22 protein-coding genes are annotated in these 23,082 nt (G+C 65.1%); 21 read left to right on the forward strand and 1 reads right to left on the reverse strand.

All coding sequences use genetic code 11. From position 1 onward, the window contains the following. The first annotated feature begins 116 nt into the window (after nucleotides 1-116). Together EJ074_RS09405 and EJ074_RS09410 are read left to right on the forward strand one after the other, a co-directional pair. Nucleotides 117-1,439, forward strand: a complete 1,323-nt coding sequence (locus EJ074_RS09405) for a homoserine dehydrogenase (protein WP_129553124.1) — start codon at nucleotides 117-119, stop codon at nucleotides 1,437-1,439. Nucleotides 1,440-1,446: 7 nt separating this feature from the next. Then, nucleotides 1,447-2,940 (forward strand): FGGY family carbohydrate kinase, encoded by a 1,494-nt coding sequence (locus EJ074_RS09410; protein ID WP_129553125.1) that lies wholly within the window; start codon nucleotides 1,447-1,449, stop codon nucleotides 2,938-2,940. Here EJ074_RS09410 and EJ074_RS09415 read toward each other — a convergent pair. Further along, entirely contained in the window at nucleotides 2,937-3,893 is a 957-nt protein-coding gene (locus EJ074_RS09415; protein WP_245454814.1) for a sugar-binding transcriptional regulator, read from the reverse strand. The two genes, EJ074_RS09410 and EJ074_RS09415, sit on opposite strands and share 4 nt — an antisense overlap. Nucleotides 3,894-4,220: 327 nt before the next feature. On the opposite strand from EJ074_RS09415, the gene EJ074_RS09420 reads away from it, so the two are divergent. The 19 genes from EJ074_RS09420 to EJ074_RS09510 all read left to right on the forward strand — a co-directional run bounded on the left by EJ074_RS09420 (nucleotide 4,221) and on the right by EJ074_RS09510 (nucleotide 22,988). Next, a complete protein-coding gene (locus EJ074_RS09420; protein ID WP_245420330.1) occupies nucleotides 4,221-5,153 on the forward strand; it encodes an ABC transporter permease in 933 nt (310 codons plus the stop codon). Nucleotides 5,154-5,284: 131 nt separating this feature from the next. Then, nucleotides 5,285-6,223, forward strand: coding sequence for a sugar ABC transporter substrate-binding protein (locus EJ074_RS09425; protein ID WP_095805480.1), 939 nt, complete (start codon nucleotides 5,285-5,287; stop codon nucleotides 6,221-6,223). A gap of 31 nt (nucleotides 6,224-6,254) precedes the next feature. Further along, nucleotides 6,255-7,763: a sugar ABC transporter ATP-binding protein gene (locus EJ074_RS09430; protein WP_129553127.1), complete on the forward strand. Its 1,509-nt coding sequence runs from the start codon at nucleotides 6,255-6,257 to the stop codon at nucleotides 7,761-7,763. 106 nt (nucleotides 7,764-7,869) lie between these two features. After that, nucleotides 7,870-8,634, forward strand: coding sequence for an SDR family oxidoreductase (locus EJ074_RS09435; RefSeq protein ID WP_129553128.1), 765 nt, complete (start codon nucleotides 7,870-7,872; stop codon nucleotides 8,632-8,634). Between the two features lie 8 nt (nucleotides 8,635-8,642). After that, a complete protein-coding gene (locus tag EJ074_RS09440; protein ID WP_129553129.1) occupies nucleotides 8,643-9,428 on the forward strand; it encodes a glucose 1-dehydrogenase in 786 nt (261 codons plus the stop codon). 449 nt (nucleotides 9,429-9,877) lie between these two features. Then, nucleotides 9,878-10,165: a hypothetical protein gene (locus EJ074_RS09445; RefSeq protein ID WP_095805476.1), complete on the forward strand. Its 288-nt coding sequence runs from the start codon at nucleotides 9,878-9,880 to the stop codon at nucleotides 10,163-10,165. 10 nt (nucleotides 10,166-10,175) lie between these two features. Beyond that, nucleotides 10,176-10,553, forward strand: coding sequence for a hypothetical protein (locus tag EJ074_RS09450; RefSeq protein WP_095805475.1), 378 nt, complete (start codon nucleotides 10,176-10,178; stop codon nucleotides 10,551-10,553). 16 nt (nucleotides 10,554-10,569) lie between these two features. After that, nucleotides 10,570-10,731 (forward strand): hypothetical protein, encoded by a 162-nt coding sequence (locus EJ074_RS09455; protein ID WP_095805474.1) that lies wholly within the window; start codon nucleotides 10,570-10,572, stop codon nucleotides 10,729-10,731. Nucleotides 10,732-10,745: 14 nt separating this feature from the next. Further along, the gene (locus EJ074_RS09460; RefSeq protein WP_095805473.1) at nucleotides 10,746-12,149 is read left to right on the forward strand and encodes an amino acid permease; all 1,404 of its coding nucleotides are present in this window, start codon (nucleotides 10,746-10,748) and stop codon (nucleotides 12,147-12,149) included. Nucleotides 12,150-12,195: 46 nt separating this feature from the next. Further along, nucleotides 12,196-12,885: a hypothetical protein gene (locus tag EJ074_RS09465; protein WP_129553130.1), complete on the forward strand. Its 690-nt coding sequence runs from the start codon at nucleotides 12,196-12,198 to the stop codon at nucleotides 12,883-12,885. Beyond that, on the forward strand, nucleotides 12,882-13,202 hold the full coding sequence (locus tag EJ074_RS09470) for a hypothetical protein (protein WP_129553131.1): 321 nt from the start codon (nucleotides 12,882-12,884) through the stop codon (nucleotides 13,200-13,202). The genes EJ074_RS09465 and EJ074_RS09470 overlap by 4 nt, the downstream gene beginning before the upstream one ends. 91 nt (nucleotides 13,203-13,293) lie before the next feature. Continuing rightward, complete coding sequence (locus EJ074_RS09475) at nucleotides 13,294-14,190, forward strand: glutamine amidotransferase family protein (RefSeq protein ID WP_129553132.1); 897 nt, start codon at nucleotides 13,294-13,296, stop codon at nucleotides 14,188-14,190. Between the two features lie 4 nt (nucleotides 14,191-14,194). Then, entirely contained in the window at nucleotides 14,195-14,926 is a 732-nt protein-coding gene (locus EJ074_RS09480) for a GXGXG domain-containing protein (protein ID WP_129553133.1), read from the forward strand. A gap of 15 nt (nucleotides 14,927-14,941) precedes the next feature. Next, nucleotides 14,942-16,270, forward strand: coding sequence for an FMN-binding glutamate synthase family protein (locus tag EJ074_RS09485; RefSeq protein ID WP_129553134.1), 1,329 nt, complete (start codon nucleotides 14,942-14,944; stop codon nucleotides 16,268-16,270). 120 nt (nucleotides 16,271-16,390) lie between these two features. Beyond that, the gene (glnT, locus tag EJ074_RS09490; protein ID WP_129554020.1) at nucleotides 16,391-17,695 is read left to right on the forward strand and encodes a type III glutamate--ammonia ligase; all 1,305 of its coding nucleotides are present in this window, start codon (nucleotides 16,391-16,393) and stop codon (nucleotides 17,693-17,695) included. 91 nt (nucleotides 17,696-17,786) lie between these two features. Beyond that, entirely contained in the window at nucleotides 17,787-19,040 is a 1,254-nt protein-coding gene (locus tag EJ074_RS09495) for a sarcosine oxidase subunit beta family protein (RefSeq protein WP_129553135.1), read from the forward strand. A 69-nt stretch (nucleotides 19,041-19,109) separates the two neighbouring features. Then, nucleotides 19,110-19,385, forward strand: a complete 276-nt coding sequence (locus tag EJ074_RS09500) for a sarcosine oxidase subunit delta (RefSeq protein ID WP_129553136.1) — start codon at nucleotides 19,110-19,112, stop codon at nucleotides 19,383-19,385. After that, nucleotides 19,385-22,369: a sarcosine oxidase subunit alpha gene (locus EJ074_RS09505; protein ID WP_281033657.1), complete on the forward strand. Its 2,985-nt coding sequence runs from the start codon at nucleotides 19,385-19,387 to the stop codon at nucleotides 22,367-22,369. The genes EJ074_RS09500 and EJ074_RS09505 overlap by 1 nt, the downstream gene beginning before the upstream one ends. After that, nucleotides 22,362-22,988, forward strand: a complete 627-nt coding sequence (locus tag EJ074_RS09510; RefSeq protein ID WP_129553137.1) for a sarcosine oxidase subunit gamma family protein — start codon at nucleotides 22,362-22,364, stop codon at nucleotides 22,986-22,988. The genes EJ074_RS09505 and EJ074_RS09510 overlap by 8 nt, the downstream gene beginning before the upstream one ends. Nucleotides 22,989-23,082 lie beyond the last annotated feature (94 nt).

The raw sequence follows: 23,082 nt of genomic DNA on the forward strand, positions 1-23,082 counted from the left end.
CATTTGGATTCGCGGCGCGGCCGCAAAGACAGGTTGAAATATTTTTCAAATAGAAATAGGAATGTTCAGACTGATGATCGCGGCGCCGTGGCGCGCCAAGGACTGGAGGAAGCGACATGTCCCATCCGCAATTCGCAGCGGAACTCCTGCAGCGCGCTGAAAGCCAAGGTCCGATCACCATCGGTCTCGCCGGCGCCGGACAGATGGGGACGGATATCGTCGTTCAGGTCGCCCTTATGCCGGGCATGCGCATCGGCGCCATCTCCGAGGTGCGGCCGCAGGCAGCGATCGACGCGGCGCTGCTTGCCGGCCATGACAGGTCCGACATCGTGCAGGCCCCCAATGCCTCGGCAATCGACCGCGCCATCGAGGCCGGCAAGATCGCCGTCACCGAGGACCTGCATGCGCTCGCCGCCGCCGGCCGCATCGACGTCATCATCGACGCCACCGGCAACCCCAATATCGGCACGCTGTTCGCGCTCGAAGTGATGAAGAACGGCAAGCACATCGTCATGCTCAATGTCGAGGCCGACATCACCATCGGCCGCTTCCTGAAGGAAGAGGCGCGCAAGGCCGGCGTCGTCTATACCGGCGCGGCCGGCGACGAGCCCGCCTGCACGCTGGAGATCATCGGCTTCGCCAAGAGTCTCGGCTTCACAATTGTCGCTGCCGGCAAGGGCAAGAACAACCCGCTGAAGATCGATGCGGTGCCGGCCGACTACGAGAAGGAAGCAGCCGAGCGCAACATGAATGCGCGCATGCTGGTCGAGTTCGTCGACGGCTCCAAGACTGCTATCGAGATGGTGGCCATCGCCAACGCCACCGGCCTTGTGCCCGACGTGCCCGGCATGCACGGGCCGACGGCGACGCTGGAAGAACTGGCCGGCGTGCTCTGCCCGCGCGAGGATGGCGGCGTGCTGCACCGCAAGGGCGTTGTCGACTATTCGATCGGCAAGGGTGTCGCGCCCGGCGTGTTCTGCATCATCGAGACCAAGCACCCGCGCGTGCTGGAGCGCATGATCGACCTCAAGGTCGGCAAGGGTCCCTATTTCACGATCTTCCGCCCCTATCACCTGACCAGCCTGGAAGTGCCGCTGTCGGCGGCGCGCGCGGTGGTCTACAAGCGCGCCGACATGGAGCCGCTCGACCATCCGGTGGCCGAGGCGGTGGCGGTAGCCAAGACCCATCTCGGCGCCGGCCAGTCGCTCGGCATGATCGGCGAGAACGACTATCGCGGCTTCGCCATGACCTGGGAGGATGCGCGCGCCAGGGGCGCACTGCCGCTCGGCCTCGCCGAGCGCGCCAAGGTGGTGAAGCCGGTCAAGGCCGGCGACTTCCTGACCTATGAAAATTGTGTACCCGACGATTCGATGGTGATAACCCAGATCCGCCGTCGTCTCGACCAGGCGGACGGACGGTTCGTAACCAACGCGGCCTGACCTTCTGATGGACGATGTCGTAATCGGGATCGACGCCTCGACGACGGCCGTGAAGGCGATCGCCTTCGCACGCAACGGCACTGAACTCTTCCAGGCCCGCGAGACCTATCCGCTTTCCAACCCCGCGCCCGGGCATTTCGAGCAGGACGCGGAGCATTGGTGGACGGCGCTTTTGTCGGCGTTGAAACAGGTCGCCGACAGGGTCGGCGCATCACGCGTCAAGGCGCTTTCGATCGCTCACCAGCGCGAGAGCTTCACGCTGATCGACGCCGCCGGCAAGCCGCTGATCCCCGCTATCCTGTGGCTGGACGAACGAGCCCGCCGCCAGGTGGCCCGGCTTTCGGCCGAGCTTGGCCGCGAGGCGATCCGCAACTGGAGCGGCAAGCCGCCGGATCCGACGCCGGCGCTTTATGGGCTCGCCTGGCTGAAGGAACACAAGCCAGAGGCACTCGCCGAGGCGGCAGCGCTGGTCGACGTGCACGCCTTCTTGGTCCATCGGCTGACCGGCCGGCTCGTCACCAGCACCGCGAGCGCCGATCCGCTCGGCCTGCTGGACATCGCGCATGGCAATTGGCATCCGCGGCTGGTCGAGGCGGCAGGCCTGTGGCCGCAGCAACTGCCCGAACTGGCTGCGCCCGGCGCGATCTGCGGCGGCGTTTCCGAAAGGATCGCATCTGCGACCGGCCTGAAAGCCGGCACACCGGTCGTCGCCGGCGCCGGCGACGGCCAGGCGATGGGCCTCGGCATGGGAGTCTACGGACCCGGCAAGAGCTATCTTTCGCTCGGCTCCGGCGTCGTCAGCGGAAACTATGCCGGCACGGTCACGACGTCGGATGCCTTCCGCACGCTGGTTTCGCCGACCGGCTGCGGCTTCATGCTGGAGACGGTGCTGCGCTCCGGCATGCAACTGGTCGACTGGATCGTACGCACCACCGGCTCGCCGTCGGCTGCCGTTCTTGAAAAGGCGGCGATGACGGTTGCGCCGGGCAGCGACGGCCTGCTGGTCATGCCCTATTGGGCCGGCGTCATGAGCCCATACTGGGACGGTGCGGCGCGCGGCGCAATCGTCGGCCTGTCGCTCGATCACGAGCCGAAACATCTCTTCCGCGCGGTGCTGGAAGGCATCGCCTTCGAGCAGGCTATCGCCACCGATGCGATGGAAGCGCAGACCGGCAAGGCCGGATCGATGATCGCGGCCGGGGGCGGAACAAATTCGACGCTGCTGATGCAGGTCATGGCGAGCGTGCTCCAGCGGCCGCTTTTCGTCTCGCCTGTCAACGAGGCAGCAGCGCTTGGGGCGGCCATGCTGGCGGCCTCGGCCATCGGCTGGTTCGCTTCACCTGAAGACGCGGCAAAGGCGATGGCCGCACCGCCGGCAAGACAAGTCGATCCCGCTGATGCGCTGGTGCCTATCTACCGCGCCCGCAAGGCGATCTACCGCGACCTCTATCAAGCGACGCGCGACATCCACACCCGGTTGGGTGAGGTAGCGCAAGATTAGCGGCTGAGCAGGCCCTTGGCGGCGTCCTCGTCGGTGATCAGCATCGAGATCTTGGTGTTGGCGAGGGCCGCGCGCATCACGGCCACCTTCTCCTGCCCGCCCGAGACCAGGATGATATTGGGAATGTCCGAAAGCTCCTGCAGCGGATAGGCGCAGACGCGGCGGTTGACCTCGTGGTCGACTGGACGGCCTTCGGCATCGATGAAGTGGCAAAGGATATCGCCGACCGCACCGGCGGCCTGCAGTTCCTCCAACTCGCTGAGCTTGATGAAGCCGTAATTGGCGATCGGGCTCTCTTGCGAGAATGAACCGACGCTGAGCACCGCGATGTTGGCGCGCCGCGCCCGGAAGACGACGTCCTGGACGCTGCGCTGGCTCATGAAGGCATCGCGCTGTTCCGGCCTGTCGGCATAGACGGGCACCGGAAGCAGATAGCATTCGGCGCCGATCTTTTCGGCGAACTCCCAGGCGCTTTCGGTCGGGTTGAGCGGCTGCGCATGGGTAAGGCCGCCGAGCATCGAGACCACCGTGGTTCGCGCGATCGGCCGGCGCGGGAGTTCGTTGATGGCGAACTTCAGCGTGCGGCCCCAGCCAAGAGCGATGACATCGCCAGGATTGACGTTATCAGCGAGATAAGCGGCGGCGGCATGGCCGATCATCAGCGGAGCGTTGCTCCTGTCGGCCGCCGACGGCACGACCACGGCCTGGCTGAGACCGAAACGCTGCTTCAGGCCCTCCTCCAGTTGCACGCATTCGACCACGCTGTCGCGAATGCGGAACTGGACCACGCCCTCCTCGCGCGCGGCGGAAAGTATCCGGTGCACCTTGATGCGGCCGACGCCGAGGATTTCCGAGATCCGCTCCTGCGTCAGGCCTTCGACATAATAGTGCCAGGCGGCACGGGCCTTGAGCTCCGCATCGGGGAAGCGCGAGGCCTTTTCGTTCTCGATCACCGCCAACCTCGTGTCCCTCCCGGCCGACTTTGAACTTCTTCCGATGATGCGCCGCCCTAGCTTCCCTATGGCAAACCGGCCGCTGGCGCAAACCGCCCCCGAATGCGTGCCGGCACTTGACAATGTTCTGATGAACGTTTTAGCTGAACAAAATTGCATATCAAAGATAAATTGTTCACAAGGGAGGATGCCTGGTGAACAGGAGCGGACGGCGACGCATCGCCGGCCGCGGACGGAGGAGACGAAGTGGCCGTGAGCAACGAGACAAGCGAGTTGAAGGCTGGCACCAGCGCCGCGCAGGGCGCGTCCAGTGCGAAGCTTTCGGCGCTGTTTGCCGGAACGATGGGACCGCTGATCGGGCTGGTGCTGCTTTGCCTGGCGCTGGCGCTGACCACCGACACCTTCCTGACCTTCCGCAACATCCTCAACGTGCTCGATCAAGTGACCGTGCTCGGCATCATGGCGATCGGCATGACGCTGGTCATCCTGATCGGCGGCATCGACCTTTCGGTGGGCTCGGTGCTGGCGCTTGCCTCGATGGTGATGGGCTATGTTGCCTACCCAGACTATCTCAACCTCGGCGTCCCGGTGGGCATCGCCGCGGCGCTTGTCGTCGCCGCCCTGTGCGGCCTGGTCTCGGGACTGCTGGTCACGGTGACCAGACTGCCGCCCTTCATCGCAACGCTCGCCATGATGTCGGTGGCGCGCGGCCTCGCCAACATGATCACCGACGGATCGCAGATCGTCGGCTTTCCCGACTGGTTCACCAACCTGTCGATCGTGCGCCATTTCGGCTTCCTGTCGGTGACCGTCGGGCTGATGATCGTGCTGGCGATCATCTTCGCCATCTTCCTCAACTATCGCGCCACCGGCCGCAGTCTCTACGCCATCGGCGGCAGCGCCGAGGTCGCCCGCCTGTCCGGCATTCCGGTCAAGTCGCTGACCAACTGGGTCTATGCGATCTGCGGTCTGCTTGCCGGGCTGGCCGGGATCGTGCTCGCGGCAAGGCTCGATTCGGTGCAGCCGAGCTCAGGCGTCGGCTACGAGCTCGACACCATCGCCGCGGTGGTGATCGGCGGCGCCAGCCTGTCGGGCGGCATCGGCTCGATCGGCGGCACGGCGATCGGCGTGCTCATCATCGGCGTGCTGCGCAACGGCCTCAACCTGCTCGGCGTGTCGCCCTTCATCCAGCAGGTGGTGATCGGCGTGGTCATCGCGCTGGCGGTCGCCACAGATAGCTGGCGGCGCCGAGCACAATGAAGAGCGGGCGACAATAGGAATTCGCCCGGATGTCCGGGCGGAACGGATCGGTCGATCCGAGACTGGGACTGTCCGGCCGGGGCGCCGCGATGCGCAGGCTGGACGGGATTGAACACCAACGGAGGAAAAACATGCTGACCAAACGTTCACTGCTGCTTGCGGCGGCGGCCATCGTCCCGCTGCTCGGGCTGTCCGATGCGGCCTCGGCCAAGGACGCCAAGAAGCTCGGACTTGCCGTCGCCAATCTGCAAGCTGACTTCTTCAACCAGATCAAGCAGTCGGTCGAAGCCTATGCGAAGGAGAAGGGCATCGAGGTCATCACCGTCGACGCCAAGGGCGATTCGGCCACGCAGGTCAGCCAGGTGCAGGATCTCGTCACGCAGAACATCGACGCGCTGATCTACATCCCGGCCGGCGCCACCGCCGCGACCGTCCCGACCAAGACCGCGAAGGCCGCCGGCATTCCGGTGATCAATGTCGACCGCAATGCCGACGGCGCGCCGGGCGACACCTTCATCGCCACCGACAGCGTCAACTCCGCCAAGGCGGTGTGCGACTACATTGCCAAGCAGGCCGGCGGCAAGGGCGAGATGGTCATCATCCACGGCCAGAAGGGCACGACGCCGGAAGTCGACCGCTCGAAGGGCTGCGGCGAAGCGCTGAAGGCTTATCCGGACATCAAGGTGGTCGGCGAGCTCTGGAGCGAGCAATGGCACCAGGACGAAGGCTTCAAGCTGGCGCAGGATCTGCTGCAGGCTCATCCGAATGTTTCGATCATCTTCGGCCAGGCCGACGCGCTGGCGCTGGGCTCGGCCCAGGCGGTCAAGGTCGCCAATCCTGACCACAAGGTCTGGATCGCCGGCTTCGACGGCGACGTGGCTGCGCTTAAGGCGCTTAAGGACGGCGTGTTCGACGTCACCGCGACGCAGCAGACGCAGGGCATGGGCCGGCTCGCTGTGGACTCGGCGATCAAGATCGTTGGCGGCGAGAAGCTGCCTGCCGAACAGTTGCAGGACGCGACGCTGACCACCAAGGACAATGTCGCGCAGTTCATCGAGAAGCACCCCTGAGGGCTAGCTGAGACCCTGAGCGAGCATCACGATGCCCCTTGACCCTCATCCTGGCGAGGCACCGCATAACGGGCTCTTCGTCAATGGCCTCTGCAAGAGCTACGGACCGGTGCAGGTCCTGGCCGATGCGAGCTTCGAGGTGCGGCCGGGCGAGGTCGTGGCGCTGCTCGGCGAGAACGGCGCCGGCAAGTCGACGGTGTCCAACATCATCGCCGGCTCGATCAAATCCGATGCCGGCACCATCATCTGGCGGGGGACGCCCTATTCCCCCGCCAATCCCGCCGCGGCCATCGAGGCCGGCGTCGGCATGATCCATCAGGAATTGAAGCTCCTGCCGGACCTGTCGGTGGCGGAAAATGTCTATGTCGGGCGCCTGCCGATGCGCGGCGGCCGCGTCGACCGCGCGAGCATGAACGCGAAGGCGTCGGCGCAGCTGAAGCGGCTGGGCCTCGACGTGTCGCCCGAGCGCAAGGTACGCACACTGCGCGTCGCCGCCCAGCAGCAGGTGGAGATCGCCAAGGCGTTGACGCTGAATGCCGAGCTCTTGATCCTCGACGAGCCGACCGCGGCGCTCGGCGGCGAGGAAACGGAACTTCTGTTCAAGCAGATCCGCAAGCTCAAGGCCGAAGGCATGTCCTTCATCTATATCAGCCATCGGCTGGACGAGATCGCGCAGATCGCCGACCGCGTCGTGGTGATGCGCGACGGCCGCATCGTCGCCAGGCACGAGCGCGCCGACATCCCGGTGCGCACGGTGGTCGAGCAGATGGTCGGCCGCAGCGTCGAGCGCATGTTCCCGAAGCTATCCCCTCCAAGCGACCAGACGCTGCTCGAGGTCGAGAACCTGTCCTCGCCGGAGAAGAGTTTCAACAACGTCTCCTTCGCGGTGAAGGCAGGCGAGATCCTCGGCATCGCCGGCCTGATCGGCGCCGGCCGCACCGAGTTGGTGCGCGCGATCGCCGGCGCCGATCCGATCTCTTCGGGTTCGGTGCGCGTCGCCGGCCAGCCGGTGCATCTCAGCGGCCCGGCGGCGGCGATCAAGGCCGGCGTCGTGCTGGTGCCGGAAGACCGCAAGGCGCAGGGCCTAGTGTTGGAACAGACCATCGGCGAGAACCTCGCCTTCGGCAATTTCGACCATGTCGCGCCGAAGGGCTGGGTGTTTCCCAAGGCGGTTCAGAAATTCGCCGCGGCCGGCATCTCCAGGCTGGGCGTCAAGGGCAGGCCGAACCAGGCGGTCTCAAAACTTTCCGGCGGCAACCAGCAGAAAGTGATCATCGCCAAATGGGTCTCGCGGCCGCCGAAGGTATTCATCCTCGATGAGCCGACCCGCGGCATCGACGTCGGCGCCCGCGCGGCGATCTACGACGTCATTGCCGATCTCGCCCGCTCCGGCATGGCGGTTGTCGTGGTGAGCTCGGACCTCGAGGAGGTGCTGGGGCTTTCGCACCGCGTGCTGGTGCTGAGCCGCGGCCGCCAGCGCGGCATTCTCGATCGCGATGAAGCAAGCAATGTCGCCGTGATGGAACTCGCGACGAGCTGAGGCACGGCAGATGGGAACAAAGCGCAGCAGGTGATACCCTCCCAGGCACCGGACCGCGCGGGGCGCCAGCAATGTTGGCGCCCCTCCATTTCAGGAGAGGAGCGACATGAATCTATTCGATCTCAGCGGCGACGTGGCGCTGGTGACGGGCGCCGGCAGCGGCATCGGCCAAGCGATCGCCATCGGGCTCGCGGAAGCCGGCGCCGACGTCGCCTGCTTCGGCCACAGCTCGAAAGGCGGACTCGAAGAGACGGCCGACAAGATCCAGGCGCTCGGCCGCAAGGCGCTGGTGCTGAACGGTTCAGTAACATCGGAAAGCGACCTCGCGGCCGCGATCGACCGCACCGAAAAGGAACTCGGCGCACTGACGATTGCGGTCAACAACGCCGGCGTCGCCGGGGCCGAGCCCGCGGAGACGCTGCCGCTGGACAAATGGCAGAAGCTCTACGACGTCAATGTCAGCGGCGTGTTCCTGTCCTGCCAGGCCGAGGCGCGCGTCATGCTTACCCGCCGCAAGGGCTCGATCATCAACATCGCCTCGATGTCCGGCTCGATCGTCAATCGCGGCCTGACGCAGGCGCACTACAATTCCTCGAAGGCGGCGGTGATCCACATGTCGAAGAGCCTTGCCATGGAATGGGCCGACCGCGGCCTGCGCGTCAATGTGGTGAGTCCCGGCTACACGCTGACGCCGATGAACAAGCGGCCGGAAGTGGCCGAGCAGATCAAGATCTTCGAGCGCGACACGCCGATGGGCCGCATGGCGACGCCGGAGGAGATGGTCGGCCCGACCGTGTTCCTGGCGAGCCGGGCCGCGAGTTTCGTCACCGGCATCGACCTCATCGTCGATGGCGGCTTCGTCTGCTGGTAGGAGAGAAAATGCAGAAGCGTTTCGAAGGAAAGACGGCGGTCGTCACCGGCGCCAGCGGCGGCATAGGGGCGGCCATGGCCAGGCGCTTCGCCGCGGAAGGTGCCGCGGTGGTGATCAGCGCGATCGACCCGCGTGTCGACGAGGTCGCCGCCAGCCTGAAGGCCGCGGGCGCCAAGGTCGCTTCGATGTGCATGGACGTAACCAAGAAGGACGAGGTCGCGGCACTTTATGATCTCGCCGAAAAGGAATTCGGGCGCGTCGACATCTCGGTGCAGAACGCCGGTGTCATCACCATCGCAAAGATCGAAGCGATGACGGAAGCCGAATGGGACAAGGTGATGGCGGTCAACACCAAGGGCGTGTTCCTGTGCTGCCAGGAAGCGATCGGGCGCATGCGCAAGCATGGCGAAGGCGGCCGGCTGATCAACACCGCGTCCGGCCAGGCGCGGCAGGGTTTTATCTACACGCCGCATTATGCGGCCTCGAAATTCGGCGTCGTCGGCATCACCCAGAGCCTCGCCAAGGAAGTAGCCAAGGAGAAGATAACCGTCAATGCCATCTGCCCCGGCATAATCGACACCGACATGTGGGCCTACAACGACACTGCCTGGGGCAAGCTGCTCGGGAACTACAAGCCGGGCGAGCTCATGGCGGAGTGGGTGAAGAACATTCCCATGGGCCGCGCCGGCAGCGGCGAGGATGTTTCCGGGCTGGTCAGCTTCCTCGCCAGCGACGATGCCGCCTATATCACGGGCCAGACCATCAATGTCGACGGCGGACTAATCATGTCGTGAGCGGGCCGACGATGGCTTCGAGGGCGATGCCTCGAGGCGCCTTTGCCCGGTGAAGCGGGGCAGGCCTTTTTCGACGCCGACGCGCCGCACGGAACGGAACCTGAACCGGCTGCGGATTCACGATCTCTCGATCATCTGCTATCGGCAAACCGGCACGAGCTGACCAGCCCGCGCCATGGGCAGTTCCCAGAAGCAGCCCTCCGGTGCCGCACCGCAGCCGCCGACATCCCCCTGCCGCTCAAGGCGCCGTCCGGCGGCGGCAATTTTCCTGCAGGCAAGTAGTTTTATCCACAGGCAAGGTGCAGCCGGCGGACCAAACGGTTTGGCCGGCGCAAAACCGGCTTGACAATTCCTGGAATCGGGCGGAACCTATGAAAAAAATTTCACTCTGTTGAAAGAGGGACGGTCGGCCGATTCGGGGCCGGACGTCGACAAGAAGGGGAAAACCGATGTCCAACCTGCAGCAGCGCATCGAGGCGCTGTATCGTTCCGACGTGCGTGGCTCCGTGCTCCTGATCGTCTGCCTTTGGGCAACGATCCTCTTCGTCCTCCTGATGACCTGGGCCTACATCCCGCACGGCGGGATCAAGCTTGTGGTGGTGGTCGCGGCAGCAGCGGTGCTGATCTTCAACACCGCCGCCATCCTGGCGATGCTCAACCACTACAGGGAAGACAAGGACTTCATCTACGGCCTCGACATCAAGAACGCCGACGCCTACCGCAACCGCCAGTCTTGAGGGAAATTCCATGTCCCGCTACATCCCGCCGCAGCAAAACAAGGCCGGCCAGGTCTTCGACATCGCCATCGTCGTCGTCGCCATTTTCGTGGCGCTGTGGCTGCCGCTGAAACTGGGGCTCGCCGGAGCGGCGAAGTCGATCGACGCGCTCGACGCCAAGACCTGGGAGGCGCTCGGCCAGAACCCGACAATGGCATCGATCTGGGAGAAGCTCGGCTATACGCCGGAGACGGCCCACGACATCATCCAGAACCGCTTCCACTACATCATCGACTGGCCGACGCTGATCATCATGGCGGTCGTGCTGATCGCCTATTTCGTCTTCCTGTTCCGCGCCTCCGATCGCGAATATCGCGAGGTGATCAACGAAAAATTCGACGACAAGTAATCCGGGGGACAAGACCATGTGGCTGACAGTCTCTTACGCATGCTGGGGCATCTCGATCCTGCTCGCGCTGTGGATGCTCTTCGATTGGTTCAAGGTTGATACGCGCTATTCCGAGGACACCCTGACCTCCTCGCGCGAAGGCGAGCTTGAAGCCGTTTCCGAAAAACACCGGATTTGAGTGGGGACTGACAAATGACGGCCGCGGTTGAAGTAAGAGAAACAGTAATCCATGGCGACAGGGTCTCGCTGCTCAGAGTGCTCGGCCCAGCCCATGTCTGGGCGCTCGGCGTCGGCATCGTGCTGGTGGGCGAGTTCACCGGCTGGAACTTCGCTGCCGACAAGGGCGGCGCGCTGGCAGCGCTGATCGTCTGCTGGGTCGTCGGCCTGCTCTACACCTCGGTCGCCATGATCGATTCCGAGGTGACATCGACCGTCGCCGCCGCCGGCGGCCAGTACGCGCAGGCAAAGCATATCGTCGGGCCTTTGATGGCCTTCAACGTCGCGCTGTTCCTGGTCTTCGCCTACACCATGCTCGAAGTGTCGGATGCGATCCTGCTTGGCGACACGATCGTCGCCAAGGCAGGCGTCGAAGGCTTGACCCACAATTCCTTTATCGCGGCGACCATCGTGGTGCTGGCATGGCTCAATTATCGCGGCGTGCTGATGACGCTCAACGTCAACTTCGTCATCACCGCGATCGCCTATATCTCGATCGTGATCCTGTTCTTCTCGGTCAGCCCGTGGACGCAGGGCGCGGTGCTGAAGCTGAATGAGCTGGTCACGCCCGGCAACGCGCTGCCCTATGGCTGGATCGGCGTCATTGCCGCCTTCCAGTTCGGCATTTGGTATTATCTCGGCATCGAAGGAACCACGCAGGCCGCAGAGGAAGTGCGCTCGCCTGCCCGCTCGCTGCCCTACGGCACGATGGCCGGCATGATCACGCTGCTGATCGCCGCCGCCATGACTTGGTATGTCTGCGCCTCGATGATGCCCTGGGAATATCTCGGCATCACCTATTACCCGCTGTGGGATGCCGGCAAGCTGACCGGCAGCCCGCTGCTCGAGAACCTCCTCTTCATCGCGACGCTGCTGGCGGCGCTGGCTTCGGCCAATGGCTGCATCAACGACGCGGCGCGCGCCTGGTTCTCGCTCGGCCGCGACCGCTACCTGCCGAGCTGGTTCTCGGCGGTGCATCCGAGATATCGCACGCCCTATCGCTCGATCCTGTTCCTGTTGCCGATCGCGCTGGCCTTCGCCTTCATCGCCGACCTCAATCAGGCGATCACCTTCTCGATCCTGTCGGGCGTGCTGCAATACACCTTCATGAGCATCAACATCATGATGTTCCGGAAGAAGTGGCCTTTGGGTTCCATTCAGCGCGGCTACACGCATCCCTTCCACCCGCTGCCGGCAATCGTGTTGTTCTGCCTGTGCGTGGTGACCTTTTTCGCCATCTTCCTCGGCTTCGGCTCGCAACTGATCGCGATGATCGCCTTCTACTTCCTGATCTCGGTCTGGTTCCACTTCTACCGCTACAAATTTGTGCGGCGCGGCGACCAGTTCACCATGCCGTGGCCGAAGCCGCAGGGCTATTGAGCGGGAAGAGAGCCCGCCGGGTGACGGCGGGCTCTGGCGTGTCGAGATGTCTGAGTTGACGTCAGTCTTGTTTGCCGGGGCGATCGCATTTGCGGTCGTGCTCCACCTTGCCTGGCTTGCGCGCACCAGCCGCGGCAGGGCAAGCGCGGCGCGCGCTGCCGACGAGGCCGGCATCCGCGCCGTCATCGCCGACGCCGTCGATATCTCCGACGGCATGGCAGGGGTCGCTGCATGGGCGGGTTCCTGGAACGGCAGACGCGTACAGATACGCACCATCGTCGACACGCTCGCAACCAGGAAGCTGCCGACGCGCTGGCTGAGTGCTACGATCACCGAGGCGGTCGCGGTGCCGGGCACCTTCGACATGATGATGCGGCCGGGATCGCCCACGACCTTCTCCAACTTCGACCATCTCGAACACACGCTGCCCAAGGCGGCAACCCTTCCCGACGAAGCGGTGGTCAGGACCGATCGCCCAGGCGTCGCCTTCCCGCAGGAGGTCATTGCCGCGCATGCCGGGATCTTTGCCGAAGGCCGCGCCAAGGAATTGCTGATCACATCCAACGGGGTGCGCATCGTCTGGCTGCTGGCCCAGGCCGACCGGGCGCGCTACGGCGTGTTCCGGCAGGCCGCTTTCGGCGACGCAGCGCTCGACCCGGCATTGATCGAAAGGCTGCTTGATGCCGCGTCCTCGCTTCGCGATGCGCTCAACCGGCGTGAAAGGCAGGCCGCATGACCGACCGCTCCACGCAAACTCCGCCTTCGAACCCTTACCTGGTGCTGGCCTCGGCGATCGTCCTGCCGGGCAACGGGCATGTCATGCTCGGCTTGCCTGCGCGAGGCCTGCAATTCCTGTTTTTCATGGTCATTCTGGCCTGGGTGACGACCAAGGTGGCGCCGGCGGATGCCAGCTTCATCGGCCGCCATGCCGGCGGGTTTCTCATCTATGCGCTATCGATCCTCGACGCCTACAGGATAGCGCGGGTCCGCCACGCGATTTGGGCTCACCGAACCGGTCCGGACGGGGACAGCACGGGAAGCGGTGCAAAGTAGAACTATAACCAGAGGCAAATTTCTTTCATGCCATTGAATTCCATTCTTTCATTCGGTACATCCATTAGAAGCCACAACATCGGAGGCTGACATGTGCGGAATCGTCGGACTTTTCCTGAAGGACAAGGCGCTTGAACCGAAACTCGGCGCGATGCTGTCGGAGATGCTGATCTGTCTCACCGACCGTGGCCCAGACAGTGCCGGCATCGCCATCTATGGCGCGGCGACGGGCAACGAGGCCAAGATCACCATTCAGTCGCCGAAACCCGAGCGCGACTTCCACGGCCTCGATGTCGAACTCGCCAAGGCGATCAACGCGCCGGTGAGCGTGGCGGTCAAATCGACCCATGCATTGATCAGGACGACGCCCGAAAAGGTCGAGCCGGCACGCGTAGCACTTCGGTCGCTTAGACCCGATGTCCGCATCATGGGCGCCGGCGAGGCGGTCGAGATCTACAAGGAGGTCGGCCTTCCGGAAGCCGTGGTGGAACGCTTCGACGTGCGCTCGATGACCGGCACGCACGGCATCGGCCACACCCGCATGGCGACGGAATCGGCGGTGACCACACTGGGCGCCCACCCGTTCTCGACCGGCGCCGACCAGTGCCTGGTGCACAATGGATCGCTGTCCAACCACAACAATGTCCGCCGCGAGCTGGTGCGCGAGGGCATGAAATTCGAGACCGAGAACGACACCGAGGTGGCGGCCGCCTACCTCTCCTCGAAGATCGCGCATGGCAAGAATCTCGGCGAGGCGCTGGAGGGCACGCTGTCCGACCTCGACGGTTTCTTCACCTTCGTCGTCGGCACCAAGAACGGCTTCGGCGTGGTGCGCGATCCGATCGCCTGCAAGCCGGCGGTGATGGCCGAAACCGAACAGTATGTCGCCTTCGGCTCCGAATATCGGGCGCTCGCAAATCTGCCCGGGATCGAGAACGCCAAAGTCTGGGAACCGGAACCTGCAACCGTCTATTTCTGGGAGCATTGAGCCCATGCCGGCAACAACCATTTCGAAGGCGCAGCGCGAGCAAGGCCATGCGAGGATCTTCGATCTCGGTCAGCAGCCGCTGCGCGAGCTCAACCAGGCGCTTCATCAACTGACCCCCGGCTCGAACGAGACCGCGTGGGAGGTGCTCAACCCGAAAGGCAGCCATTCCGTCGCCGTCGGCGTCGACCAGCCGGTCGCCGTCGATGTGCGCGGCAGCGTCGGCTATTATTGCGGCGGCATGAATGCCGGCGGCGCGATCACCGTGCATGGCTCGGCCGGGCCCGGCGTCGGCGAGAACATGATGTCGGGCTCGATCGTGGTCAAAGGCGACGCCAGCCAGTATGCCGGCGCCACCGGCCGCGGCGGGCTGCTGGTCATCGAGGGCAACGCCTCCTCGCGCTGCGGCATCTCGATGAAGGGCATCGACATCGTCGTGCACGGCAATGTCGGCCACATGTCGGCGTTCATGGCGCAGTCGGGCAATCTGGTGGTGCTGGGCGATGCCGGCGATGCGCTCGGCGATTCCATCTACGAGGCGCGGCTGTTCGTGCGCGGCAAGGTCGGCAGCCTGGGCGCCGACTGCATCGCCAAGGAGATGCGGCCGGAGCACCTCGAACTGTTGCAGGGCCTGCTCGACAGGGCCGGCGTGACCGGCGTCAAGGCGGCGGAATTCAAGCGCTACGGCTCGGCCCGCACGCTCTACAACTTCAACATCGACAACGCCGACGCGTATTGAGAGGGACCCATCAAAATGACCTATCACAATCCGCCGACGACGCCGCGCAAATCCGCGACCTTCGACGACTACACGCTTTCCGAGATCCGCCGCGCGGCAGCGACCGGCATCTATGACATCCGCGGCGCCGGCGCCAAGCGCAAGCTGCCGCATTTCGACGACCTGCTGTTCCTCGGCGCCTCGATCTCGCGCTATCCGCTGGAAGGCTATCGCGAGCGCTGCGACACCTCGGTGGTGCTCGGCACGCGCCACGCCAGGAAGCCGATCGAATTGAAGATCCCGATCACCATCGCCGGCATGAGCTTCGGCTCGCTGTCGGGCCCGGCCAAGGAGGCGCTCGGCCGCGGCGCCACGCTCTCCGGCACCTCGACCACCACCGGCGACGGCGGCATGACCGAGGAAGAGCGCGGCCATTCCAAGCAGCTGGTCTACCAGTACCTGCCGTCGCGCTACGGCATGAACCCGCGCGACCTGCGCCGCGCCGACGCCATCGAGGTGGTCGTCGGTCAGGGCGCCAAGCCCGGCGGCGGCGGCATGCTGCTCGGCCAGAAGATCTCCGACCGCGTCGCCGAGATGCGCACGCTGCCCAAGGGCATCGACCAGCGCTCGGCCTGTCGCCATCCCGACTGGACCGGGCCGGACGATCTCGAGATCAAGATCCTGGAACTGCGCGAGATCACCGACTGGGAAAAGCCGATCTATGTCAAGGTCGGCGGGGCGCGGCCCTATTACGACACCGCGCTTGCGGTGAAGGCCGGCGCCGACGTCGTCGTCGTCGACGGCATGCAGGGCGGCACGGCGGCGACGCAGGAAGTGTTCATCGAGAATGTCGGCCAGCCGACGCTGGCCTGCATCCGGCCGGCGGTGCAGGCGCTGCAGGACCTCGGCATGCACCGCAAGGTGCAGCTGATCGTCTCCGGCGGCATCCGCAACGGCGCCGACGTCGCCAAGGCGCTGGCGCTCGGCGTCGACGCGGTTTCGATCGGCACCGCGGCGCTGGTCGCGCTCGGCGACAACGATCCGCGCTGGGAAGCCGACTACAACGCGCTCGGCAGCACGGCCGGCGCCTATGACGACTGGCACGAGGGCCGCGACCCGGCCGGCATCACCACGCAGGACCCCGAATTGATGAAGCGGGTCGACCCGATCGCCGCCGGACGGCGGCTGGCGAACTACCTCAAGGTGATGACGCTCGAGGCGCAGACCATTGCCCGCGCCTGCGGCAAGAACAGCCTGCACAATCTCGAGCCCGAGGATCTCGTCGCGCTCTCCATCGAAGCCGCCGCCATGGCCGGCGTGCCGCTCGCCGGCACCAGCTGGATCCCGGGGAAGGGAGGTCTTTAAGGACAGCCAGCCGTCCCAAGAGAACGAAAACGTCAACGAGGCGCCAGAGAAAGAAATCGTCTGGCGCCGCACAGGGGAATCGCAATGAACAAGATGGTCGATACGAATGTAGACGCCGGGATGAGCGATCTGCGGGAATTCGCTGCGGCACGGGGCGTCAAGTATTTCATGATCTCCTACACCGACCTGTTCGGTGGGCAGCGCGCCAAGCTGGTGCCGGCGCAGGCGATCGCCGACATGCAGAAGGACGGTGCCGGCTTTGCCGGCTTCGCCACCTGGCTCGACCTGACGCCGGCGCATCCCGACATGCTGGCGGTGCCGGATCCGGATTCCGTGATCCAGCTGCCCTGGAAGCCGGAAGTCGCCTGGGTCGCCGCCAATTGCATCATGGACGACAAGCTCGTCGGCCAGGCGCCGCGCAACACGCTTAAGCGGCTGATCGCGGAAGCGGCGAGCGACGGCATGCATGTCAAGACCGGCGTCGAGGCCGAATTCTTTCTGACCACGCCTGACGGCAGCGCGATCTCCGATCAGTACGACACCGCCTCCAAGCCCTGCTACGACCAGCAGGCGGTCATGCGCCGCTACGACGTCATCGCCGAGATCTGCGATCACATGCTGTCGCTGGGCTGGGGCGCCTACCAGAACGACCATGAAGACGCCAACGGCCAGTTCGAGATGAACTGGGCCTTCGACAACGTGCTGGCGACCGCCGACAAGCATTCCTTCTTCAAGTTCATGGTGCGCTCGATCGCCGAGAAACATGGCCTGCGCGCGACCTTCATGCCCAAGCCTTTCCCGGGGCTGACCGGCAATGGCTGCCACGCCCATATCTCGGTATGGGACGAGACCGGCAAGACGAACGTATTCGCCGACAAGTCGATGGAACTCGGCCTGTCGGCCAAGGGCAGGCACTTCCTTGGCGGCATCATGAAGCATGCTTCGGCGCTTGCCGCGATCACCAATCCGACGGTCAATTCCTACAAGCGCATCAATGCGCCGCGCACGATCTCGGGCGCGACCTGGGCGCCGAACACGGTGACCTGGACCGGCAACAACCGCACCCACATGGTGCGCGTGCCCGGCCCCGGCCGCTTCGAACTGCGCCTGCCGGACGGCGCCGCCAACCCCTATCTGCTGCAGGCGGTGATCATCGCCGCCGGTCTCGACGGCATCCGCTCCAAGGCCGATCCGGGCAGGCGCTACGACATCGACATGTACCAGCTCGGCCATACGGTGACCGACGCACCGAAACTGCCGCTCAACCTGCTCGACGCATTGCGCGAATTCGACAACGACAAATCGCTCAAGGCGGCGCTGGGCGAGGAATTTTCGTCGGCCTACCTAAAGCTGAAGCACCAGGAATGGAATTCCTATGCTTCGCATTTCACGCAGTGGGAACGCGACCACACGCTGGATATCTAGAGCATCGGACCAAAAAGCGTGAAGCGAATGTCGGCACATACGGCGGTCCAGGAACAGTCCAGCGTGAGGCGAGCGGCCCCGGAATGACGTCATGAAATACTCGATCTTCTCGCTCGCCCGCGCCGCTTTCTCCGGCCACAAGAATTGGACGACCACCTGGCGGGATGCGGCGCCAAAAGACCGCTACGACGTCGTGATCATCGGCGGGGGCGGTCACGGGCTGGCGACGGCCTGGTTTCTCGCCAGCGAGTTCGGCATCCGCAACGTCGCGGTGCTGGAGAAGGGCTGGATCGGCTCCGGCAATGCCGGGCGCAACACCACCATCATCCGTTCCAATTACGGTCTGCCCGGCAACACCGGCTTCTACGAATTGTCGATGAAGCTGTGGGAAAGCATGGAGCAGGACCTCAACTACAACGCGATGGTCAGCCAGCGCGGCGTCCTCAACCTCTATCACTCCGACGCACAGCGCGACGCTTACGCGCGGCGCGGCAACACGATGCGCATCAACGGCATCGACGCCGAGCTGCTCGACCAGGCGGCGCTCAGGAAGATGCTGCCCTTCCTTAACTTCGACAATGCGCGCTTCCCGGTGCAAGGCGGTCTCTTGCAGCGGCGCGGCGGCACGGCGCGGCACGACGCCGTGGTGTGGGGCTACGCGCATGCGGCGAGCGCGCTCGGCGTCGACATCATCCAGAACTGTGAGGTCACCGGCTTCCTGCGCGACGCCAACGGCAAGGTGACCGGCGTCGAGACCTCGCGCGGCCGCATCGGCGCCGGCAAGATCGGCATGGCGGTCGCCGGGTCATCCTCGCGCGTCGCGGCGATGGCGGGACTGCGCTTGCCGATCGAAAGCCACGTGCTGCAGGCCTTCGTCTCGGAGGCGATCAAGCCGCTGCTGCCCAACGTGATGACCTTCGGCGCCGGGCACTTCTATGTCAGTCAGTCCGACAAAGGCGGGCTTGTCTTCGGCGGCGACCTCGACGGCTACAATTCCTACGCCCAGCGCGGCAATTTGCCGGTCATGGAGGATGTCTGCGAAGGCGGCATGGCGCTGATCCCGATGATCGGCCGCGTGCGGCTCCTGCGCCAATGGGGCGGCATCATGGACATGTCGATGGACGGCACGCCGATCATCGACAAGAGCCCGGTCGATGGTCTCTATCTCAACGCCGGCTGGTGCTATGGCGGCTTCAAGGCGACGCCGGGTTCCGGCTTCGTCTTTGCCCATCTCATCGCCCGCGATCAATCGCACAAGGAAGCGGCGCTGTTCCGGCTCGACCGGTTCCAGCGCGGCGCCATGATCGACGAGAAGGGCCAGGGCGCCCAACCGAACCTGCACTAGAGATGAGCATGATGGCATCCAAAAACCGCTCCACACTTTTTCGCATCATGCTCTGAGGCCCTCGGAACCATGCGGATAGTCTGTCCCTTCTGCGGCGAACGCGAACTCGGCGAGTTCACCTATCTCGGCGACGCCAAGCCGAAACGCCCCGCGGCCCATGCCGGCGAGGACGCGGTCTACGAGTATGTCTACCTGCGCGACAACGTCGCCGGCGTGATGGACGAGCACTGGTATCATGGCGGCGGCTGCCGGGCGTGGCTGAAGGTCACCCGCAACACGCTGACGCATGAAATTTCTTTGGTTGAGGCGGCAGCGGGCGCCGGTGCGGCAAAGGTCGGTGCGTGATGATTGGCGGCGCACAGACACACCGGCTGGCGGACGGCGGACTCATCGACCGGTCGGTTCCACTGAGCTTTCGCTTCGACGGCAAGACGCTTGTCGGCTTCCAGGGCGACACGTTGGCTTCGGCGCTGCTCGCCAACGGCATCAAGCTGGTCGGCCGCTCGTTCAAGTATCACCGCCCGCGCGGCATCCTGACGGCGGGTTCGGAGGAGCCCAACGCGCTGGTCGAACTGCGCAGCGGCGCCAGGCGCGAGCCGAACACCAAGGCGACGACGGCCGAGCTCTATGACGGCCTCGAAGCCGCCAGCCAGAACCGCTGGCCGTCACTCAATTTCGACCTGATGTCGGTCAACCAGCTGTTCGCGCCGATCTTCGTCGCCGGCTTCTACTACAAGACCTTCATGTGGCCGGCGAAGTTCTGGGAGTCGGTCTACGAGCCGATGATCCGCCGTGCCGCCGGCCTCGGGCGCGCGGCGGGCGTTTCCGATCCCGATCACTACGACAAGGCCTGGGCGCATTGCGACGTGGTGATCGCGGGTTCCGGCCCGGCCGGCCTGGCGGCGGCGCTTGCGGCAGGCCGCAGCGGCGCGCGCGTCATCTTGTGCGAAGAGGATTTCGTCCTCGGCGGCCGGCTGCTTGCCGATGGCGGCACGATCGACGGATTGCCGGCGGCCGAGTGGATTGCGCGCGCGCTCGGCGAACTCTCGGCCATGCCGGATGTCCGCATCATGCCGCGCACGACGCTGTTCGGCGTCTATGACGGCGGCACCTATGGCGCGATCGAAAAGGTGAACGACCATCTGCCGGTCCCGCCGGAACACCAGGTGCGGCAGCGGCTGTGGCGCATTGTTGCGAAGCGGTGCGTGGTCGCTGCCGGCGCGATCGAACGGCCGATCGTCTTTGCCGGCAACGACACGCCGGGCGTGATGATGGCGTCGGCCATGCGCAGCTACATGAGCCGCTACGCGGCAACGCCGGCGCGACGCCTCGCGCTGTTCACCAACAATGCGGATGGCTGGCGCACAGTCGAAACGGCGCTCGGCGCGGGACTGCAGGTCGCAGCGGTGATTGATGCGAGGCCCGACGTTTCGCCCGCGCACCGCTCGCTTGCCGGCAAGGCAGGCTTCCCGGTGCTGCACGGCTCCGTCAGCAGCGTCGATGGCGGCAAGGACGGCGTGCGCAAGATCACCGTCTCGCTGACCGGCGGCGCGCGGGCCGAAGTCGAGGCGGACGGGCTTGCGGTCTGCGGCGGCTGGAACCCGGCGGTCGGGCTCACCTCCTATCATCGCGGGCGGCCTAAATGGCGCGACGACATCGCTGCCTTCGTGCCGGACGGCGCGCCGCCCGGCATGGTTGCCGCGGGCGCCGCCAACGGCGCTTTCGGCCTTGGGGCCTGTCTGCGCGAAGGCTTTGAAGCCGGTGCGGCTGCGGCCCGCGATACAGGACGCGGCGGCGATGCCGGATCCATGCCCGTCGCCAGTGACGAGGCTTTTTCGCTTACTCCGCTCTGGCACGTCGCCGGCAAGGGCAAGGCCTTCGTCGACCTGCAGCACGACGTCACCGCGTCCGACGTCGAACTGGCGCAGCGCGAGGGCTTTGAATCGGTCGAGCACCTGAAGCGCTACACCACGCTGGGCATGGCGACCGACCAGGGCAAGACTTCCAACGTCGCCGGTCTTGCCATCATGGCGGCGGTCACCGGCAAGTCCATTCCGGAGACCGGCACGACGATCTACCGGCCGCCTTATGTGCCGATCGCCATCGGCGCTTTCGCCGGCCATCACCGCGACGAAAATTTCCATGCGATCCGGCTGACGCCGTCGCATCACTGGGCGGCGGAACAGGGCGCGGTGTTCGTCGACACCGGTCTCTGGAAACGCGCGCAATGGTACCCGCGCGCCGGCGAGAAGGACTGGCTGGAATCGGTGACCCGCGAGGTCGAGGCGGTGCGCGGCGGCGTCGGCTTCTGCGACGTCTCGACACTCGGCAAGATCGACGTGCTCGGTCCTGATGCCGGCGCCTTCCTCGACCGCGTCTACATCAACAGTTTCTCGAACCTCGCCGTCGGCAAGGCCCGCTACGGGTTGATGCTGCGCGAGGACGGCATCGTCTATGACGACGGCACGACCTCGCGACTGGCCGAGGATCACTATTTCCTCACCACCACCACCGCCAAAGCCGGGCTGGTGATGCAGCATCTCGAGTTCTGCCGCCAGGTGCTGTTCCCCGAACTCGACGTGCAGCTCACCTCGGTCTCCGACCAATGGGCGCAGTTCTCGATCGCGGGGCCGAAGACGCGCGATCTGCTGAAGGAGGTCGTCGATCCGGTCGAGGACTTGTCCAACGAAGGCTTTCCGTTCATGGGCGCGCGTGAAGTCGTGTTGCGCGGCGGCATCAAGGCGCGGCTGTTCCGCATCTCATTCTCCGGCGAGATGGCCTTCGAGATCTCGGTGCCGGCGCGCTATGGCGAGGCGCTAGTGCGCAACCTGATGATTGCCGGCAAGCAGTTCGGCGTGACACCCTATGGCACCGAAGCGCTTGGCGTGATGCGCATCGAGAAGGGCCATGTCGCTGGGCCCGAGCTCAACGGCACCACCACGGCGGGCGACCTCGGCCTCGGCAAAATGATGTCGACCAAGAAGGATTTCGTCGGCCGCGTCATGGCCGGCCGCGAGGCGCTGATCGCGCCGAACCGGCAGGTGGTCGTCGGCATCAAGCCGACCGACAAGGCGCGGCGCCTGCGCTCCGGCGCGCACATCATTCCGAAGGGCGAAGTCCCCGGTCCCGGCAACGACCAGGGCTATGTCACCTCGGTGTGCTTCTCGCCGATGCTCGACCAGTGGATCGGGCTCGGACTGGTCGAGCGCGGCCGCGACCGTATCGGCGAGATCGTGCGCGCGCATGATCCGCTGCGCGGTGAGGACTACGATGTCGAGCTTTGCCATTCCGTCTTCTATGATCCGGATGGAGGGCGCCAGCGTGGCTGAGTTTTCCTGGGACGTTCATAGCCCCCTGGAGCGCGCGCTTGTTGCCGGCCCCTATGGCGCAAAGGGCGATGCGGGTGTGTCGCTGACCGACATCCGCAATTTCGAGCTCATCCAGGTGATGGCGCGGCGAGGCAAGGCGGCAGCGATGCTCAATGCTGCGAAGGCGCGCTTCGGTATCGCCGCGCCGGAAACGCCGAAGGCGGTCAGCACGCCCGACGCGACACTGATCTGGTCCGGGCCGGACCAGTTCTTTGTGCTGTCGAAAGGCGGCAGGCACAGTATGGACGCGCTGGTTCCAAGCTTTGCCGGTTCGGCCTCGCTGTCCGACCAGTCGCATGCGCGGGTACTGGTCAGCATCTCCGGCGCGAAGGCCCGAACAATGCTGGCCAAGCTGTCGTCGATCGACCTGCACCCTGACGCGTTCCCCGTCGGCGCCGCAGCAGCAACATCGATCGACCATACGAGCGCGACGCTCTGGCGCGGCAAGGACCGGGACGACGGCCAGGCCGTCTTCAACCTGCTGGTGTTCGCGACCTTCGCCGAGAGCCTCTGGCACACAATGCTCGACTCCGCCGCCGAATATGGTGCGGCGGTGGCGCTTGCCGAAGAACTTGGCTGACGCCCGGCCAGCCGGGTTTCGCGCGCCTCTGTCCCCTTGGTACGGGATCATCCGCCACCGGCTTGCGCCGATGGCGGATGACACGACGTCGCCA

Source organism: Mesorhizobium sp. M3A.F.Ca.ET.080.04.2.1 (assembly GCF_003952525.1).
Taxonomy (GTDB): domain Bacteria; phylum Pseudomonadota; class Alphaproteobacteria; order Rhizobiales; family Rhizobiaceae; genus Mesorhizobium.

What these genes read in the sequence shown, in the direction of transcription:
- EJ074_RS09405 (WP_129553124.1), top strand. Translation starts at nt 117, where the DNA reads ATGTCCCATCCGCAATTCGCAGCGGAACTCCTGCAGCGCGCTGAAAGC.
- EJ074_RS09410 (WP_129553125.1), top strand. Translation starts at nt 1,447, where the DNA reads ATGGACGATGTCGTAATCGGGATCGACGCCTCGACGACGGCCGTGAAG.
- EJ074_RS09425 (WP_095805480.1), top strand. Translation starts at nt 5,285, where the DNA reads ATGCTGACCAAACGTTCACTGCTGCTTGCGGCGGCGGCCATCGTCCCG.
- EJ074_RS09430 (WP_129553127.1), top strand. Translation starts at nt 6,255, where the DNA reads ATGCCCCTTGACCCTCATCCTGGCGAGGCACCGCATAACGGGCTCTTC.
- EJ074_RS09435 (WP_129553128.1), top strand. Translation starts at nt 7,870, where the DNA reads ATGAATCTATTCGATCTCAGCGGCGACGTGGCGCTGGTGACGGGCGCC.
- EJ074_RS09440 (WP_129553129.1), top strand. Translation starts at nt 8,643, where the DNA reads ATGCAGAAGCGTTTCGAAGGAAAGACGGCGGTCGTCACCGGCGCCAGC.
- EJ074_RS09445 (WP_095805476.1), top strand. Translation starts at nt 9,878, where the DNA reads ATGTCCAACCTGCAGCAGCGCATCGAGGCGCTGTATCGTTCCGACGTG.
- EJ074_RS09450 (WP_095805475.1), top strand. Translation starts at nt 10,176, where the DNA reads ATGTCCCGCTACATCCCGCCGCAGCAAAACAAGGCCGGCCAGGTCTTC.
- EJ074_RS09455 (WP_095805474.1), top strand. Translation starts at nt 10,570, where the DNA reads ATGTGGCTGACAGTCTCTTACGCATGCTGGGGCATCTCGATCCTGCTC.
- EJ074_RS09460 (WP_095805473.1), top strand. Translation starts at nt 10,746, where the DNA reads ATGACGGCCGCGGTTGAAGTAAGAGAAACAGTAATCCATGGCGACAGG.
- EJ074_RS09465 (WP_129553130.1), top strand. Translation starts at nt 12,196, where the DNA reads ATGTCTGAGTTGACGTCAGTCTTGTTTGCCGGGGCGATCGCATTTGCG.
- EJ074_RS09470 (WP_129553131.1), top strand. Translation starts at nt 12,882, where the DNA reads ATGACCGACCGCTCCACGCAAACTCCGCCTTCGAACCCTTACCTGGTG.
- EJ074_RS09475 (WP_129553132.1), top strand. Translation starts at nt 13,294, where the DNA reads ATGTGCGGAATCGTCGGACTTTTCCTGAAGGACAAGGCGCTTGAACCG.
- EJ074_RS09480 (WP_129553133.1), top strand. Translation starts at nt 14,195, where the DNA reads ATGCCGGCAACAACCATTTCGAAGGCGCAGCGCGAGCAAGGCCATGCG.
- EJ074_RS09485 (WP_129553134.1), top strand. Translation starts at nt 14,942, where the DNA reads ATGACCTATCACAATCCGCCGACGACGCCGCGCAAATCCGCGACCTTC.
- glnT (WP_129554020.1), top strand. Translation starts at nt 16,391, where the DNA reads ATGAGCGATCTGCGGGAATTCGCTGCGGCACGGGGCGTCAAGTATTTC.
- EJ074_RS09495 (WP_129553135.1), top strand. Translation starts at nt 17,787, where the DNA reads ATGAAATACTCGATCTTCTCGCTCGCCCGCGCCGCTTTCTCCGGCCAC.
- EJ074_RS09500 (WP_129553136.1), top strand. Translation starts at nt 19,110, where the DNA reads ATGCGGATAGTCTGTCCCTTCTGCGGCGAACGCGAACTCGGCGAGTTC.
- EJ074_RS09505 (WP_281033657.1), top strand. Translation starts at nt 19,385, where the DNA reads ATGATTGGCGGCGCACAGACACACCGGCTGGCGGACGGCGGACTCATC.